This window comes from Nakamurella sp. PAMC28650, assembly GCF_014303395.1.
Classification (GTDB): domain Bacteria; phylum Actinomycetota; class Actinomycetes; order Mycobacteriales; family Nakamurellaceae; genus Nakamurella.
Window position 1 is genome coordinate 1,850,963 of sequence record NZ_CP060298.1, and the last position, 14,855, is coordinate 1,865,817.

The following is a 14,855-nucleotide window of genomic DNA, read 5'->3' on the forward strand; positions in this document are numbered from 1 at the left end:
GACAGCGCCGAACACCGCGCCGGGGTCAGCTGACGGGAGTACTCGACGCCGGAGTGGTCGGCTTGGTCGTCGAGGAGGAGGTCGCGGGTGAACTCGGTGTCGTCGGTGTGGTGGGTGTCGTGGGGGTGGTGGGTGCCGGGGTCGTGGACGGCGGGAACCTGGACGTATAGGTCACCGAGGCACTGATGGTCGTCCCGTCGGCGTTGGCGACCGTCAGGGTGAAGACGTGGCTCGCGGCCGAGCATGCGTACTGCAGGCCGTAGTTGTCGCTGGACGTGGCCACCGGTGCGGCCGGGCCCTTCGAGGCGTCGTTCGTATCGATCCCGATCCACGCTCTGGTCGCTCCCTGGGTCTGCCAGGTCATCGCAATGGTCACCATCGAGCTGGGAGTGGCGCAGTCGACGTTCCCGGCCGGCAACGTGCTGGACCCGAAGGAGGTGATCACCGCCGGGGCAGCGGCCACCTTGGTGGGGGAGCTGCTCGACCGGCTGGTCGACGCGGACGTCGTCGGTGCTGACCGGCTGGTGCTGGGCGACGTGCTGGACTTCTTCGTCGGCGTGGCGGAGGACCTGGGCGATGGCGAGGTGGCCGGGGAGCGTGCGGCCGACGAGCCGATCGGAGCCGGCGGGTTCGGACCGGCCTGGGAGGACTTGCGGATGGCGAGGAAGTACACGCCGGCACCCACGATCAGCACCGTCAGGACGATCGCGGCGATCCACCAGGCGCGTCGGTCCGGACCGCGGCCCGGACCGGCGGGCCCGGCCCGGTCCACCGGCGGGATGATCACCGGCGGCACCGGATGGAAGTGGCCGTCGTCGGCCGGCCCCGGGTTGCGGGCCTGCCCGGTGCCCACCTCGCTGGCCCACGCACCCCACTGGCCCGTGCCGGCGGGAGGCAGGGCCGGATCCAGCGACGTGGGTGCCAGCGGAACCGGAGGTTGGGCCGCCGGGCGGGCGCCGGTGTCGATCATCGGACGCCGCGTACCCGGTGGCGGCATGGCACCGGTCGGCGGCAGGTTGCCGGTGTCGAGCGCCCCGGCCGGACCTGCCCCAGCAACACCGGCCCCGGCCAGACCGGCTCCTGCAACACCGACCCCCGCCAGACCGGCTCCCGCAACACCCGCAACACCCGCACCGCCAGGGACCGCGCCGCCCGGTGGCGAGAACGTCTGGGTGGGGGAGAAGGTCAGCGGCGGCGGGGCGGACGGGAACTCGGTGACCGGCAGTCCGAGCTCGCCCTGGATCTGCTGCAGCGCCGTCCCGACCGCCCTGGCATCGACCGGTCTGAGCGCCGGTGTCTTGGAGAGTCCGGCGGCCAGCAGCCGTTCCAGGCTGTCCGGCACGTCGGCTCGTCCGGTCGACGGGGCCGGCTGGTTCATCACCATGTTGACCAGCGCGACCAGCGCGGTCGAACTCGGGGCGGTGAACGGGGTATGACCGGCGACCAGCGTGTACAGCGTCGAGCACAGGCTGTAAACGTCCGTCGACACCGACGACGGCGCACCGGCGAGCGCCTCCGGTGCCGCGTGGTTGATGGTGAAGGAGGAGGCCGTCACCGTTGACAGTCGCTGGTCGTCCACCGACGAGATGCCGAAATCAGCGAGTTCGGGCTCGCCGAAGTCGGAGATCAGGATGTTCTCCGGCTTGATGTCCCGGTGCAGCACACCGGCGCTGTGCGCGTACTGGAGCGCGGCGGAGATCTTGACCCCGATCCGCAGCACCTCCGAGACCGGTAGCGCACCGGTCGCCCGCAGCCGTTCGGACAGCGAACCGCCGGAGCACAGCTGCATGGCCAGGTAGGGCGAGCCGTCGTCGGCGAAACCGGAGTCGAAGAGCGTCACGATGTTCGGGTGCGTGCCGACCCGGCCGTTCGTCGCGCACTCGCGGCTGAATCTGACCTTGGCGTCGGCCCCGGCCATGTGCACGCCGAGCACCTTGAGCGCCACGTCGCGCTGGACCGACTCCTGGACCGCCCGATAGACCGTCGAGAAGCCGCCCCGACCGAGCACGGTCAGGTTCCGGTATCCGGGGATCTCCATGTGAGGCGTCTCGCTCCGTCCGTTTCCCGTCGTGGGTGTGACCTCGATTGTCGCGGACGTCCTGCAAAGTGAGCGCTATCACCGTCACTTCGCAGGACGTCCGCCAGGCGATGCCCGCAGCAGGACGCCCGACAGTGCCGTAAAGGTAACTGCATGTGACGGCGATCACCTGAATCGAAACAGCGATCGGTCCTCCCCGCCCTGTCGTGACGTCGGTCATACCCCCTGCCCTACAGTGATCTCACTCGCGCCGGTCTGACCACCGGCGTCGCTTGTTTTTTGTCGACCAGCGCCGGTCGCCCCGTTCGTCGTCCGGCGCCGAACGAGATGCGCGTTGCGCAATGGATCAGGAGCCGTATGAACGACATGTCCTTGGCCGCCAGCACTTCTACCAACATCTCGCTGAGCGGCAGTGACCGGACGATCGTGATCGCGGTCGGCGTGGTCGCCGTCGTCGCTCTCGTCATCTCCTTCGTGCTCAGACTCGGCGTGCTCGCCGCGGGCAAGGGCACACCCAAGATGCAGGAGATCTCGGCTGCGGTCCAGGAGGGCGCAGCGGCGTATCTCGGCCGCCAGTTCCGGACGTTGAGCGTCTTCGTGGTGATCGTCTTCGCGCTGCTGTTCGTCCTGCCGGCGGACACCACCGGAGAACGAATCGGCCGGAGCGTCTTCTTCCTGGTCGGGGCGGGCTTCTCCGCGGCCATCGGTTACACCGGCATGTGGCTGGCCACCAGGGCCAACGTCCGCGTCGCCGCGGCTGCCAACACCGAGGGCCGCGAGCGCGCCATGCAGATCGCCTTCCGGACCGGCGGTTCGGTCGGGTTGGCCACCACCGGCCTCGGCCTGCTGGGCGCAGCCGTCGTGGTGCTCGCCTACGCCGGCGGCGCGCCCAAGGTGCTCGAGGGCTTCGGCTTCGGTGCCGCCATGCTCGCCATGTTCATGAGGGTCGGCGGCGGCATCTTCACCAAGGCCGCCGACGTGGGCGCCGACCTGGTCGGGAAGGTCGAGCAGGGCATCCCCGAGGACGATCCGCGCAACGCCGCGACCATCGCGGACAACGTCGGGGACAATGTCGGCGACTGCGCCGGGATGGCCGCCGACCTCTTCGAGTCCTACGCCGTCACGCTGGTCGCCTCGCTGATCCTGGGTTCGTCCGCGTTCGGCGACAAGGGGCTCGTCTTCCCCCTGATCGTGCCCGCGCTCGGCGTCCTGACGGCGATCATCGGCGTGTACATCACCAGGGCCAGATCCACCGAGAGCGGACTGGCGACCATCAACCGTTCGTTCTACATCTCGGCCGGCATCTCGGTCGTGCTCTGCTCGGTGGCCGCACTGGTCTATCTGCCCAAGAAGTTCTCGGCGCTGGTCGGCGTCTCACCCGAGATCGCTGCCCTGCCAGGTAATCCGGCCGTCATCGCCATCGTCGCGGTGATCATCGGCATCGTGCTGGCCGCCGTCATCCTGGTCCTCACCGGCTACTTCACCGACACCGGCAAGAAGCCGACGCAGGACGTCGCGAAGAACTCGCTCACCGGCGCGGCAACCGTCATCCTGGCCGGTATCTCGGTCGGTTTCGAGTCGGCCGTCTACACCGCCCTGGTGATCGCCGCGGCCGTCTACGGGGCGTTCCTGCTCTCCGGGTCGATCTTCGTGGCGCTGTTCGCGATCGCCCTGGCCGGCTGCGGCCTGCTGACCACCGTCGGCGTGATCGTCGCGATGGACACCTTCGGGCCGATCTCGGACAACGCGCAGGGCGTCGCCGAGATGAGCGGCGAGGTCTCGGAGGAGGGCGCGAAGATCCTCACCGATCTCGATGCCGTCGGCAACACCACCAAGGCCATCACCAAGGGCATCGCCATCGCCACGGCGGTGCTGGCCGCCACGGCGCTGTTCGGCTCCTACTCCAACGCGATCGTGGACGCCGTCACCAAGGCCATCGGCAGCACGGAGGCCAATGCCTCGAAGTACCTGGATCCGCTGACGCACTTCTTCAAGGCCAACGTCGCCTCCCCGGACACCCTGGTGGGCGTCCTGATCGGTGCCGCGGTGGTGTTCCTGTTCTCCGGTCTCGCGGTGAACGCGGTCTCGCGTGCGGCCGGTGCGGTGGTGCGCGAGGTCCGCCGCCAGTTCCGGGAGATCCCGGGAATCATGGAGGGCATCAACAAGCCCGAATACGGGAAAGTGGTCGACATCGTCACCCGCGACTCGCTGCGGGAACTGGCCACCCCGGGCCTGCTCGCGGTGTTCGCGCCGATCGCGGTCGGATTCGGCCTCGGCGTGGGGCCGCTGGCCGGCTACCTGGCCGGTGCGATCGGGACCGGCACCCTGATGGCCGTCTTCCTGGCCAACTCCGGTGGCTCCTGGGACAACGCCAAGAAGCTCGTCGAAGATGGCAACCACGGCGGGAAGGGGTCGCCGGCCCACGAGGCGACGATCATCGGCGACACCGTCGGCGACCCGTTCAAGGACACTGCCGGCCCGGCCATCAACCCGCTGATCAAGGTGATGAACCTGGTCGCCGTGCTGATCGCGCCGGCCGTCATCTCGCTGTCGATCGGCACGGGCACGAACACCGGCCTGCGCATCGCGATCGCGTTGGTCGCGGTGGCCGTCATCGTGGTCGCGCTGGTCGTCTCCAAGCGGCGGGCATCCGTCCTGACCGACTGATCTCGATTCCATCTCGTCATCGCGCGAAGAGCCGGAAACGCTGCGGGCCACCCGTCGTCCTTGTTAGCGTGACCGGGCGCAGGTCTGCTTCGACGACACGCCTGCATCCACCACGAGGAGTTCACACATGAAGCGCATCAGCCTGATGGCCGCTCTGGGAGCAGCCGTGCTGCTCGCCGGGTGCAGTTCGACCAGCGGCACCGCCACCGCCAACACGTCGGCGTCCACCGCATCATCGGCCGCATCCTCGGCACCGGCCGTGGCCTCCAGCGCTTCGCAGAGCAGCGCACCCTCCAGCGAAGCCGCCAGCAGCGCGGCCTCCGGTGCCCCGGTGTCCAGTGGCCCTGCCACTTCCGGCTCGACCGCCGCTTCCGCAGCGTCGCCCTCCTCCGGCCAGGACACCTCGTCCAGCAAGACCGCCACCACCACCGTCGGAGACAGCAGCGGCTCTCTCGACGCGGCGAGCGCAGCGTGGTTCTCGACCTTCTGCGGCGGTTTCACGCCGGTCGTCACGCTGGCTCAGAGCGCGGGTTCTTCGATCGCGGCGCAGGCCACCAACCCGGCGAAGGCGCAGGCCGCCATCGTGGACCTCTACCAGACCTTCGGCCGGTCGTTCACCGATACCGCCGCGAAGTTGAAGGACCTCGCACCGCCGACCTTCAACGGTGGACCGGCCTTCGCGAGCAAGGTCGTGACGGCGCTGCAGACGGCCGGCCCGGTCTTCACCGCCAACGCGGCGAAGCTGAAGGCCATCGACGTCACAAAGGATCCGTCATCCTTCTCCACGGCACTGTCGGGTCTGTCGACCACCATGACGACGGCGCTGGGTCCGTTGCAGGATCTCGGTTCGCTGAAGCTGACCCCGCAGACCCAGGCGGCTTTCGAAGCCCTGCCCGCGTGCGCGAAGTTGAAGACCGCCAGCGGCGGCTGAGACTCCCGGTAGCACTGACGGCCGGTACCGTTCACCAGAGCGGTACCGGCCTTCTGCGTCTTCCGTTGCCACCAGCACGGCCGGGTGGTCGCGCACCAGAGGGGGAAAAATGATGAGGCGCAACGCTTGTGCCGCCGCCATCCTCGGGGTCGCCCTCGTGCTGGCGGGCTGCACCTCGACCAGCGGTGCGGCCGCGGGCGGTTCCGGCGCCACGTCCAGGGAACCGGTCGCTGCGAGCCCGTCCACCGGCGCACCGCCCTCCAGCACCGCACCGGGTTCCGGCAAGGTCCCCGGGTCGAGCGGTCCGCCCGGGTCCGGCGCCACGATTGCTGCGCCGCCCACCGGTGCTGCCCCCTCCACCGGATCGCTGGACCCCGCCACTACGGCCTGGTTCACCGCATTCTGCGGCGGATTGACGCCCATCCTGGCCCGCGAGAAGTATCTGAGGTCGCAGGAGGCGGCACTGGCCAAGACCGACTACGCCGGTCAGCAGCGGTTGCTGGTCGACTTCCTCTCGAGCGTCGGAATGCAGACCACCGACATCGCGACCGGACTCCGGGCGCTGCCGCCGCCGGCCTTCAAGTCGGGCAGCGAGTTCGCGACGAAGGTGGTGGCTTCCTTCGCACACGTCGGACCCCTGCTGAGCGCCGGCGGGAAGAAGCTGGCCGCCGTCGACCCGAGCGCAGGCCCATCGGCTTTTTCGGGCGCGACGCCGGACCTGACGACACAACTGGCCGCCATCGCCGCCCCCATCACCACCGTCGGCGGTCTGGACATCCCGGATTCCACCAAGGGCGCTCTGCTCGCCCTCCCGGCATGCGCGAAGCTGCAGACGACCATCACCGGTTGATCCCCGCCGATCGGGCGGATCGGGCCGTTGGGTCCGATCGGTCCCTCGGTCCCTCGGCTGCCCGTGACGTGGTGCGTGAGCGGTCGATCGGCGGCTAACGTGACTCCCTGTGTCCCAGCTCTCGTTCTTCTCCGCCGACCTGACGCCGCCCCGCGTCGAGGACCTCGGCGGATTGCTGGCGGCGCACGGTCAGATCTCCCGGGGCCCGTCCGGGGTTCGCCTCTCGATCCTGCTCGACGACGAGTGGCGGGCCAGGGCCCTGGCCCGTGAGTTCAGGGTGCGCGACCTCGAGGCCGAGGTCGTGCCCGCATCGGAGGCACTCTCGGCCGGACTGATCGAGCCGGGTTCGGCACGCGACGGGCAGATCGACGGCGGGGTCCTGCTACGAAGCCACCGCACCGCTGACCTGGACGAACTGGCCGCCGGATGGACCCGCGGTGCGGTCAAGTCGGTACCGCCCGGCCTCGCGGCCGCCGCCGGACTGCTCCGTTGCTGGACATTGGCGGCCGGCCGTCACGACGACGCCGGGTTCCTGCTGGGACTCGACCGGCACGCACCGGACATGCATGAACCGCTCGCCTCCGCCTGCGCCCGGGCCGGTCTGGCCGGGTCGCTGATCGGGGCGAGGGCAGGGGGGCCGGCCCTGCGGATCGTCGGGCATCGACGCCACGCACGACTGGTCGAGTTGGTCGGCACTCCACCCCCTGAGGCACCCGTGGCGGCATTCCCTCTCCCGCTGCACTGACGCCCCCCGGGATCGGCGGCAAACGGGGTATGGCCCGTGGAACATCCGCCGATCCGGGGCATGATCTCCCGTCCGGCCGGTGTTCTGAATGGGGTGGATCGTCCCACTGACGGGTGGTGTCGCGCAGACCACTTGACGATCCATGGCATTCTGCAGTCCGACGCCGGGTTTCGCTTCAGGTTGGCGAATCCCCCGACGTCCGGACTGCCCAACCGACGAAGTAGCCGGCGGCGCTCCGCTATATGGAGGAGAACGTGAACGAGTATGGCCACACGTAAGGCTGCCACCCATACCGGGGTCCGCCTGGTCGTCGTCGAGTCGCCGGCCAAGGCCAAGACCATTTCGCAGTACCTCGGCGAGGGCTACATCGTCGAGTCGTCCGTCGGGCACATCCGTGATCTGCCGCGGAATGCCGCGGACGTCCCGGCCAAGTACAAGGGCGAGCCCTGGGCGCGGCTGGGCGTCAACACCGAGAACAACTTCGAGCCGATCTACGTCGTATCGCCGGAGAAGCGTGCTCAGGTCGCCAAGCTGAAGTCGCTGCTGGCGGGCGCCGACGAGCTCTACCTCGCGACAGACGAGGACCGCGAGGGCGAGGCCATCGCCTGGCACCTGCTGGACACCCTGAAGCCCAAGGTCCCGGTCAAGCGGATGGTCTTCCACGAGATCACCCCGGCCGCCATCCGGGCCGCGGCCGAGGCGCCGCGCGAGCTGGACAACAACCTGGTCGACGCCCAGGAAACCCGTCGCATCCTCGACCGGCTCTACGGCTACGAGGTGTCCCCGGTGCTCTGGAAGAAGGTCGGCTCGAACCTATCGGCCGGGCGCGTCCAGTCGGTGGCCACCAGGATCGTCGTGCAACGCGAGCGGGCCAGGATGGCGTTCCGGTCCGGAACGTACTGGGGAATCGACGCCCTGCTGGCCCCGGGCGACGCCAAGACGAAGTTCACCGCCGCCCTGAACTCCATCGACGGCCGCCGCCTGGCCGCCGGGCGCGACTTCGACGAGAACACCGGCGCACTGAAGACGAACTCCGAGGTGCTGCTACTGGACGAGGACGGCGCCCGAACGGTGGCCGCCGCGCTGGAGCACGGCACCGCCACGGTCGTCTCGGTCGAGGAGAAGCCGTACACCCGCAAGCCGTATCCGCCGTTCATGACGTCCACGCTCCAGCAGGAAGCCGGCCGCAAGCTCGGGTTCTCCTCCGAGCGCACCATGCGCACCGCACAGCGCCTGTACGAGTCCGGCTATATCACCTACATGCGGACCGACTCGACCACGCTCGGCCAGACCGCGCTGGACGCCGCCCGCAACCAGGCCAGGGACCTCTACGGGCCCGAGTACGTCCCGGCGGCTCCCCGTCAGTACACGCGGAAGGTCAAGAACGCGCAGGAGGCTCACGAGGCCATCCGTCCCGCCGGTGAGAACTTCCGCACCCCCGGCCAGGTCGCCAGCGGAATGGGAGCCGACGAGTTCCGCGTCTACGAGATGATCTGGCAGCGGACCATCGCCTCGCAGATGGTGGACGCCAGGGGCCTGACCCTCTCGCTGCGCATCACCGCGCCGCTGGCCGGGACACCGGCGTTCGGTGCCGAGGCCCTGTTCACCGCCTCCGGTCGCACCATCACGTTCCCCGGGTTCCTGCGTGCCTACGTCGAGACGGTCGACGCGGAGGCCGGTGGTGAGGCAGACGACGCCGAACGCCGGCTGCCGAACCTGACCGTCGGGGACGAGCTCGACATCAACGAACTGACGCCTGGCGGTCATTCCACCACCCCGCCCGCCCGCTACACCGAACCGTCGCTGATCAAGGCGCTGGAAGATCTCGGCATCGGGCGCCCGTCGACCTACACCTCGATCATCCGGACCATCACCGAGCGCGGCTACGCGTGGCGCAAGGGCCAGGCCTTGGTGCCGTCATGGATCGCCTTCGCCGTGGTCGGACTGCTGGAGCAGCATTTCGCGCGTCTGGTCGACTACGACTTCACCGCGGCCATGGAGGACGAGCTCGACGGTATCGCCGAGGGTCGACTGGGCCGCACCGCCTGGCTGTCCACGTTCTACTTCGGGGGTGACACGGGACCGGAGGGCTCGGTGTCCCGGGCCGGTGGGCTGAAGAAGCTGGTCGGGGAGAACCTGGAGGCGATCGACGCCCGCGAGGTCAACTCGCTGCCGCTGCTCAAGGATGCCCAGGGCCGTCAGGTCACGGTCCGGGTCGGTCGCTACGGCCCGTACCTGGAGCGGGCCGTGCTGCCCGTGGAAGGCGAGACGCCGGCCGAGGATGCGCCAACCGTCGAGCGGGCGAACCTGCCCGAGGACCTGGCCCCGGACGAGGTCACCGCCGAGGTCGCGGAGGCACTGTTCGACCAGGCCGAGATCGGTGACGCCGAACTCGGCGCCGACCCGGTGTCGGGCCACATGATCGTGGCCAAGGACGGTCGGTACGGTCCCTACGTCACCGAGGTGTTGCCGGAGGACACGCCCACCAAGGGCAAGAACGCGGTCAAACCGCGAACGGCGTCACTGTTCAAGTCGATGGCGCTGGACACGATCACCTTGGAAGCCGCCCTCCAGTTGCTGACCCTGCCGCGGGTGGTCGGCAACGACCCTGCAACGGGTGAGGAGATCACCGCCCAGAACGGCCGCTACGGCCCCTACCTGCGCAAGGGCACCGACTCGCGGTCGATCGCCGCAGAGGAGGCGCTGTTCACCGTCACGCTGGAGGAGGCGCTGGCGCTGTACGCGCAACCCAAGACCCGGGGACGCCAGGCGGCGGCTGCGGCGGCCTTGCGGGAGGTGGGGGTCGACCCGGCCACCCAGAAGCCGATGGTGATCAAGGACGGCCGGTTCGGTCCGTACGTCACCGACGGCGAGACGAACGCCTCGCTCCGCAAGGGCGACGAGGTCGACACGATCACCGTCGAACGATCGGCCGAATTGCTCGCCGAGCGTCGGGCGCGGGGGCCGGCACCCAAGCGCGCGGTGGTCAAGAAGGCGGCGCCCGCGAAGGCCGGCACGGCGAAGAAGTCCACCACAGTCAAGAAGCCGGCCGCCAAGGCGGCGGCGTCCAAGGCCGGTGCCGCCAAGGCTGCCACCGGCACCGCCACGGCGACGAAGACCCGCCCGGCGGTCAAGAAGACCGGTGACACGGGCTGAGCGCATCGCTGACGATGGAGTGCGGGTCGACACCGGTCGCGTCCCCATCCGACGATTTGACGACGCCTGCCTGTCGGTCGATCGGCTTACCATCTGAAGATGGCCGTACGAGCAGGGCGGGAACCGGAGCGGCTGTTCGGCGACGCCCTGTCCGGCTCCGGCGGGATGGCCGACCCTCTGTATCGGCCGTCGGTGCCGGTGGACGTGTTTCCGGACGCGCTGTCGGCAGCGCCGCTGGGCCGCGCACCCTGGTCCCGGCCGATGCAATCCGCAGTGCCGCTCACGCCTGTGGATGCCCGGCCCGGGGCGGCGACCGCAGTCCAACGCCCGCCGACCGGTGCTCCGGTGTCGATGCCCGCGCCCCGGAACGCGCGTCCGGCTCCGGTGCAGCGGCGCTCCGCACCTCCAGGTCCACCGCAGCCGGGTCTGCGGGTGCCGGGTCCGCCCCGGGCGATGCCGGGTCCGCCCCGGGCGGTACCGGCCGGGCCGATGCCCGGACAGCCTGCACAGCAGTACGTGCCGGTGCCGACCTCCGCGCAGTTGGCCGCCGGTTCGGGTCGCCGCCCGACGGCCGGCACCGGGTACGGCGGTCCGCCGCGGACGGCGCCCGGTCGGATCCGACCACCGGCCTACCTGCCGCAGGGACAGGGACTGGCTCAGGTCCGTTCGGCGATCACCCAGGCGGGAGCGGCCTCGGCCCGGCAGCTGGCCGCCGCCCGCTCTTCGGCGAAGCGGAGAAGCTCCGGTGCCTGGAGCTTCGCGGTTCTCGTGCTCGTCCTGCTGGTGACCACCGGGGCTGGCCAGAAGATCATCTCCTTGATCTCCCAACTGTTGCAGCGCAGATGATGTCGGGTGCAGAGGGTGCCGCGCCGTTGAGCGTGTCGGCGGCGGGGGACCCGCGATGAGCAGGACGAAGCAGCCGAGTTCGGTCAGGGTGCTGTTGCGGATCGTCGTGTTCCGCCGGCTCTGGATGGCCATCGCGATCTCCAGCCTCGGCGACTGGCTCGGGTTGTTGGCCACCACCGCTCTGGCCGCCTACCTGACCAAGAACTCCTCCGGGCTGGCCCAGGGGGCCGCCGTCTCCGGGGTGCTGCTCACGCGGCTCCTGCCCGACCTGCTCCTGGGTCCCATCGCCGGCGCGCTCGTCGACAAGATCGACCGGCGGAAGATCGCCGTCATCGGAGACACCACCGCCGGTCTGCTCTACCTCTCCATCGCCGTCGGCGGGAACCTGACCTGGCTGCTGATCGCGCAGTTCCTCGTGGAGGCGGTCGGGCTGTTCACCAACCCGTCGAAGCAGGCGATGATGGTCAACATCGTGCCCCGGGAACGTCTGGCGGTCGCGAACCAGCTCAACTACGTGTCGATCTACGGCATGGTCCCGGTCGCGGCCGCACTGTTCGCGCTGCTCTCCACCATCGCCCAGTTCTTCGGCGCACCGGGAGCCGAAGGCGCATCGCGGCCATCGGCCCTGATCAGCGGCCCGACCAGCTCGCTGGCCATCGACATCGCCCTGGCCATCGACGCCGCCACCTATTTCTTCGTCGCGGCCACGGTCCTGTTCTCGCGCAACATGATTCCCGGTGTCGTGAGTGAACGCTCGGTCGGTCAGTCGATCTTCTCGCTGATCAAGGAGGGGGTGTCGTTCGTCAAGAACAGCCGCGTGATGCGGTCGATCTACATCGGCATCCTCGGTGCGTTCGGAGCCGGGGGACTGACGGCCGGGGTCGCCCAGGCGTACGTCTCCAGTCTCGGCGCCGGCAACGCGGGGTACGGGATCCTCTTCGGTTCGGTGTTCACCGGCCTGGCCGTGGGCATGCTGATCGGGCCCAAGGTGGTACCGACGGTGCCGCGCCGGATGGTGTTCACCTCCTCCATCGGTGGCGCCGGTCTCGTCCTGATCGTGATGAGCCTGCTGCAGGACTTCGTCGGCGCCACCCTCGCGGCGGCCCTGATGGGGCTGTTCGCGGGCGTCGCCTGGATCAACGGGTTCACTATGATCGGACACGAGGTCTCCGACGCCCTGCGCGGCCGGGTCTTCGCCTTCGTGATGTCGTCGGTGCGTCTCACCCTGCTGGCGACCATCGCAGTCGGCCCGATCATCGCCGGTGCCGTCGGGTCGCACGTGGTGCGGATCGGGACCTTCCGTTGGTCCCTGTCCGGGGCCGCGCTGGTCCTCGCGGCGGGGGGCCTGGTGGCGGTACTCGTGTCCGGTTACGCAGGCCGGCAGGTGCGCGGCGGCTCCTCGGGTGGACTGCTGCGACGCTGGATGGGACACCGGCGGCCGGAGAACCTGATCGACGAGTCCGAGCACGCGGGGGTGCTGCTGGCCGTGGAGGGCAGCGACCCGCTCAGGGTCGCCGACTATGCCTCGGCGATCGTCGCCGAACTGTCCGAACAGGGTTTTGTGGTGGTCGTCAGGAGCGTCGCAGATCCCGAAGGCTTTGCCGCCCACATGAGACCGGTCGTGCGAGAGGTCACCGGCAGTCAGGCCGAGGCGCTGCGGGCCGGCGCCGACCTCGCCGAACTGGTCGCCGACCGGATCCGCCCCGACCTGCTCGCCGGCTCGGTGGTGGTGACCACCGGCTTCGTCGACGACGTGGTCGTGCGCTACGGCGTGCAGTCCGCGATGGGTGAGGAGCGGGTGCTGCGCCTGGCCCAGTGGTCCGTCGGCGGCCTGCGTCCGGACCTCACGTTGCTGATCGACGCCGCACCCGTCGCCGGGGCCCCCTCCGATGCACACGCACCTGACCCGGCCGAATCCGGACTGGACGTACCGATCATCGAGGGGGCCGGGGCGGCGCCGTCAGGTGCGGATTCCGGGCCGTCGAGGGCGGAGGGTGTCGCCACCGCTGCTGAAGAGCTGCCGCCCGATCCGGTCAACGCCTTCCGCGACCGTGCATCTGCCGCTCCCGAGCGGTATCTGGTGCTGACCCCGCATGCATCGGATCCGGTGTCGCTGTCGGCCGAGGTCGTCGAACGGATCGCGTCTGCGCTGCGCGGGCGCTCGCCGCGGCGGCTGGTCGACGGAGCGTCCGGAGTGGTCGTTCCCGAGGCTCCCGCCGGGGACGCCGCGGTGATGCACGCCGCGGTGTCCCTGTCCGGAGGCCCCACCGGTGTCGGCGCTCTGAGCTAATTTGATGCCCGTGAACCCCCAGGACGACGGCGTCTTCGCCGACGTGATCGGCCAGCCGGAGGCGGTCCAGGTGCTCCGGACCGCAGTGGCGGCCAGTCACGGTGACGTGGACGTTCCGACGGCCGCGATGACGCACGCCTGGCTCTTCACCGGTCCCCCCGGTTCGGGCCGCTCCGTCGCCGCGCGCGCGTTCGCTGCCGCGCTGGAGTGCCCGGACCGCGGCTGCGGACACTGCGTGCACTGCCACGCGGTGCTGGCCAGGACCCACGGCGATGTCCGGACGATCAATCCCGAGGGCCTGTCGATCACCGTCAGGGAGATGCGTGCCGTCGTGCAGATGGCGGCCAGACGACCTGGCTCCGCGCCGTGGCAGATCGTCCTGATCGAGGATGCCGACCGCCTGACCGAGGGCGCGTCCAACGCTCTGCTGAAGTCGATCGAGGAACCGCCGCCGCGCACCGTCTTCCTTCTCTGCTCCCCATCGACGCACCCCGACGACGTCTCGGTGACGATCCGGTCGAGGTGCCGGGTGCTGTCCCTGCGCATCCCGCCCGTCGCCGCGATCTCCGACGTACTGGTGCGTCGGGATGGCATCGACCCCGAGATGGCCGACTGGGCCGCGTCGGTGGCGGCCGGGCACGTCGGACGCGCGAGGAGACTCGCGCGTGACGGCGAGGCCAGGGATCAGCGGAGCCGAATTCTCGCACTACCCGGTGCTCTGCGGTCGATGGGCGACGTGTTCACCGAGGCGGGCGACCTGCTGGCCACCGCGAAGGGCGAGGCGAAGTCCGTGGCCGAACGTCGCGACGGAGCCGAGCTCGAAGAACTCAAGACGGCCTTGGGGGCCGGCGGGACGGGCAAGGGTGCGGTGGGCGCGGCACGTGGGACTGCCGGTGTCGTCAAGGATCTCGAGCGGCGTCAGAAGTCCCGGGCCACCAGGACCGAGCGTGACGTGCTGGATCGTGCCCTGGTGGACCTGTCCGGCTTCTATCGCGACGCGATCGCCAGGGGGCTCGGCGCCTCCGTCGCGCTGACGAACCCCGACATGGCCCGCGAGGTCGACACCGCCGCGTCCCGGTTCGGCGCCGTCGGGGCCCTGCGCAGGCTCGACGCGATCCTGGCCTGCCGGGAGGCGATCGAGCAGAACGTGAAACCCCAGATCGCCGTCGAAGCGATGATGATGAAGCTCTACCGCGCCTGACCCCGCCCGCCCCCGCGCTGACCGACCCGCCCCCGCCCCGGCCCCCTCTCGCGCTGATCAACCCGCGCCCCCCCGGCCCCCCTGTCGCGCTTATCAACTTCGCCCGCGCTCATCATCGGGTCGATTCCTGC

9 protein-coding genes are annotated in these 14,855 nt (G+C 69.9%); 8 read left to right on the forward strand and 1 reads right to left on the reverse strand.

The window, feature by feature from the left end:
- Positions 1 to 25: 25 nt before the first annotated feature.
- On the reverse strand, positions 26 to 2,038 hold the full coding sequence (locus tag H7F38_RS08415) for a serine/threonine-protein kinase (RefSeq protein WP_187093688.1): 2,013 nt from the start codon (positions 2,036 to 2,038) through the stop codon (positions 26 to 28).
- A 366-nt stretch (positions 2,039 to 2,404) separates the two neighbouring features.
- Between H7F38_RS08415 and H7F38_RS08420 the strand changes: the two genes are divergently transcribed.
- The 8 genes from H7F38_RS08420 to H7F38_RS08455 all read left to right on the forward strand — a co-directional run bounded on the left by H7F38_RS08420 (position 2,405) and on the right by H7F38_RS08455 (position 14,724).
- The gene (locus H7F38_RS08420) at positions 2,405 to 4,705 is read left to right on the forward strand and encodes a sodium-translocating pyrophosphatase (RefSeq protein ID WP_187094562.1); all 2,301 of its coding nucleotides are present in this window, start codon (positions 2,405 to 2,407) and stop codon (positions 4,703 to 4,705) included.
- Positions 4,706 to 4,832: 127 nt separating this feature from the next.
- Positions 4,833 to 5,636, forward strand: a complete 804-nt coding sequence (locus H7F38_RS08425; RefSeq protein ID WP_187093689.1) for a hypothetical protein — start codon at positions 4,833 to 4,835, stop codon at positions 5,634 to 5,636.
- A gap of 112 nt (positions 5,637 to 5,748) precedes the next feature.
- Positions 5,749 to 6,486: a hypothetical protein gene (locus H7F38_RS08430; protein WP_187093690.1), complete on the forward strand. Its 738-nt coding sequence runs from the start codon at positions 5,749 to 5,751 to the stop codon at positions 6,484 to 6,486.
- 109 nt (positions 6,487 to 6,595) lie between these two features.
- The gene (locus H7F38_RS08435) at positions 6,596 to 7,231 is read left to right on the forward strand and encodes a hypothetical protein (protein WP_187093691.1); all 636 of its coding nucleotides are present in this window, start codon (positions 6,596 to 6,598) and stop codon (positions 7,229 to 7,231) included.
- A gap of 264 nt (positions 7,232 to 7,495) precedes the next feature.
- Positions 7,496 to 10,387, forward strand: coding sequence for a type I DNA topoisomerase (gene topA / locus H7F38_RS08440; protein ID WP_187093692.1), 2,892 nt, complete (start codon positions 7,496 to 7,498; stop codon positions 10,385 to 10,387).
- Between the two features lie 99 nt (positions 10,388 to 10,486).
- Positions 10,487 to 11,233 (forward strand): hypothetical protein, encoded by a 747-nt coding sequence (locus H7F38_RS08445; protein WP_187093693.1) that lies wholly within the window; start codon positions 10,487 to 10,489, stop codon positions 11,231 to 11,233.
- A 55-nt stretch (positions 11,234 to 11,288) separates the two neighbouring features.
- Positions 11,289 to 13,523, forward strand: a complete 2,235-nt coding sequence (locus H7F38_RS08450; protein WP_187093694.1) for an MFS transporter — start codon at positions 11,289 to 11,291, stop codon at positions 13,521 to 13,523.
- Positions 13,524 to 13,527: 4 nt separating this feature from the next.
- On the forward strand, positions 13,528 to 14,724 hold the full coding sequence (locus H7F38_RS08455; protein ID WP_187093695.1) for a DNA polymerase III subunit delta': 1,197 nt from the start codon (positions 13,528 to 13,530) through the stop codon (positions 14,722 to 14,724).
- The last annotated feature ends 131 nt before the right edge of the window (positions 14,725 to 14,855 follow it).